This window comes from Burkholderia sp. Ac-20353 (genome assembly GCF_017104785.1).
Lineage (GTDB): Bacteria > Pseudomonadota > Gammaproteobacteria > Burkholderiales > Burkholderiaceae > Burkholderia.
The window spans coordinates 1-2,166 of record NZ_JAAGPL010000424.1 but is presented as its reverse complement, the minus strand read 5'-3'; the positions used below and the strand labels follow the sequence as shown (position 1 = coordinate 2,166).

Here is a 2,166-nt window from a genome sequence, read left to right as displayed (position 1 = left end):
ACCCCGGTGCGGTGACGGGGTTCGGCACCGGCGGCGCGGGCGGCGTCGGTACGATCGGCGTCGTCATCTTCATCGGTTCACCCTGCGGCGTCGGCGCGGGCTCGGGCAGCGGCGTGACGGGCTCCTTCTCCGCGGCCTTCACGGTTGCGCGGTCGCGGTGGGTCGGATCGATCTTCAGGAAGTGGTCGACGAGGTTGAAGAAGCGTTCGTAGAACACGCCGGCCGGAATCGTCTCGCTCGCGGTCTTCACGAGCGCATCGTCGCTGGAGCCGATCGGCAGCGACAGCGAGCCGAACACGCTGAGGCCGACGCTCGCCGACGTGTTCGACTTCTTCAGCGTATAGCGGTCCTGCACCGCGTTCACGTATGCGATGCTCGACGTGCCGTCCGCGTTCGCGTCCGCGCACACGACGTGGAATTCGATCACCACGTGCATGTCGTTGTTCGGCTGGAAATTCTTGCTGCCGTCGACCGCATCGGAACGGGACGACGACGCAACGTAGCCCTGGCTCAGCAGTGCGCGGCGCGCGGCCTCGCAGGTCGCGTCGGATTTCGCGTGGAACGAGTGGGCGTACGGGCTGCTCGTCGCGTCGAACTGCTCCTGCTGGTAGATCGGCTTGGGCGGCGACGAGCACGCCGCCAGCACGGTCGCGGCCGCGAGCGCGCACGAAACGGAAAACAGGCGAAATCGGTTGTGCATGGCGTCTTTCAAAAGGCTCGGCCGGATGCCGCGCGTGGACTGCGCGCGTTGCGCGAAGGTCGGATCGATGCCGCCGCGCACGCGCGCGGCCGGCGGGTGGGCGCGAGGCAATCTCGCAGGGCCGGGGCGCTATTATAGTTTCGTTTGATGGCGCGTTCGCTTCAGCCGGCCGACGAATCGCGCGCGGCCGCGAGCAATTGCGCGGTCAGCGGATGATGTTCGCCGCGCCGCGAGCGGATCGCGTGGATCTCCTCGGTCACGTCGCCGGCGCGCCCGAGCCGCCGCAGGCCCCGCAGCAGCGATGCGTCGTTCGCGCCCAGCTCGCTCAGCGGAAACACACCGAGGCCGCGCGCCGCGAACACGGCCATCAGCGCGCTGTCCTCGAATTCCCCGGCGATGTGGGGCACGATGCGCGCCGATTCCAGCCAGCGGTCGAGGCGCGCGCGCAGCGCGGAATGCGTGGTCGGCAGCAACAGCGGCAACTCGGCGAGACACTGCGGAAAGCGCTGCCGCGCGGCTTGCGTGACGAGCGCCGCCGGCCCGTACCAGTCGACGGGCGACGCGACGAGCCGCTCGCTCGTCACGCGCAGGTTCGCATTGGGCGGCGCGCCCTGGCCCGCCAGCACGAGATCCAGATGATGCAGCGCGAGCTCGGCGAGCAGCGCATCGTGCTCGCCTTCGTGACACAGCAGCCTGAGCGCGGGCGTATCGAGCACCGGCGCGAGGATCGCATGGGCGGCCAGCTTCGAGATGCCGTCCGACAGGCCGACCGCGAGCCGCACCGTCGGCTGGCTAGCGGCTGCGCGCACCTCGTCGGGAATCAGCCGCCCGATCTCGAAGATTTCCTCTGCGCGCGCGTACGCAGCCTGGCCCGCGTCGGTCATCGCGACACCGCGGCCGGCCGGCTTTAGCAATTGGTGCCCGAGCGCCTTTTCGAGCTCGCGCACCTGTGCGCTGATGGTCTGCACGGCCATGTCGAGCCGCTCGGCCGCGCGCGCGAAGCCGCCTTCCTTCACGACGACCCAGAAGTAGTACAGATGTCGGAAATTCAGCATCGGCGCGTCACTTCGGAAAAACCGAACTAAAAATCAGATTGTCGCTGATTTTTTCGAAGCGCAGAAGCGGCGATCATCGGGCTTTCCACCTCTGTTCGCAAAAATTCATGGACCACCTGCTGACGCTCGCTGCCGATCCCGCCGTGTGGGCGGCGCTCCTGACGCTCGTCGTGATGGAAGTCGTGCTCGGCATCGACAACCTGATCTTCATCTCGATCCTCAGCAACAAGCTGCCGGAAGCGCAGCGCGCGCGCACGCAGCGGCTCGGCATCGGCCTCGCGCTCGTGATGCGGCTCGCGCTGCTCGGCACCGTTGCGTGGATCGCGCGCCTGACCGAGCCCGTATTCTCGCTGTTCGACCACGCGTTCTCGTGGCGCGACATGATCCTGCTGTCGGGCGGCCTGTTCCTCG

2 protein-coding genes and 1 pseudogene are annotated in these 2,166 nt (G+C 67.9%); 1 reads left to right on the top strand and 2 read right to left on the bottom strand.

What is annotated here, in order from left to right; translation table 11 throughout:
- Together G3N94_RS40905 and G3N94_RS40900 are read right to left on the bottom strand one after the other, a co-directional pair.
- On the bottom strand, positions 1-700 hold a 700-nt coding region (locus tag G3N94_RS40905; protein WP_205799849.1), incomplete at its 3' end, for a DUF2242 domain-containing protein.
- A gap of 161 nt (positions 701-861) precedes the next feature.
- Complete coding sequence (locus tag G3N94_RS40900) at positions 862-1,755, bottom strand: LysR family transcriptional regulator (protein WP_205799848.1); 894 nt, start codon at positions 1,753-1,755, stop codon at positions 862-864.
- A 107-nt stretch (positions 1,756-1,862) separates the two neighbouring features.
- Here G3N94_RS40900 and G3N94_RS40895 point away from each other — a divergent pair.
- Positions 1,863-2,166: pseudogene (locus G3N94_RS40895) on the top strand (TerC family protein); the annotation flags it as partial.

Coding starts and splice junctions, on each gene's coding strand:
- G3N94_RS40900 (WP_205799848.1), bottom strand. CDS start 1,755: ATGCTGAATTTCCGACATCTGTACTACTTCTGGGTCGTCGTGAAGGAA.